Here is a 319-nt window from a genome sequence, read left to right as displayed (position 1 = left end):
GTCATTTTAATATCTGAGTGCCCCAGAATATCGCGCAAAACCAGTATGTTTCCACCATTCATCATAAAATGGCTGGCGAATGTATGGCGCAGTACGTGAGTGCACTGGCCTTCTGGCAGTTCGATACCTGCTCGCTTTACTGCACGCTCAAAGGATTTTCTGCATGGGGTGAATAGCTTTCCTCTGTTCTTGGGGAGTTCGTTATACAGATCCTGAGATATCGGCACGGTACGGTTTTTCTTACCTTTTGTCTTGGTATAGGTGATCCGATATTTTGATAACTGATGGCCCTGCAGGTTTTCGGCTTCACTCCAGCGTG

General features: G+C 46.7%; 1 protein-coding gene. It reads right to left on the bottom strand.

Annotated elements, in window-relative coordinates; all coding sequences use genetic code 11:
• Positions 1–319: tyrosine-type recombinase/integrase (locus JSN25_RS00005; RefSeq protein ID WP_204525707.1), on the bottom strand; the 319-nt coding region annotated here is incomplete at both ends.

This window comes from Citrobacter cronae, assembly GCF_016893685.1.
Lineage (GTDB): Bacteria > Pseudomonadota > Gammaproteobacteria > Enterobacterales > Enterobacteriaceae > Citrobacter > Citrobacter werkmanii.
The sequence above is the reverse complement of the archived record's forward strand: the minus strand, read 5'-3'. Positions and strand labels throughout refer to the sequence as shown.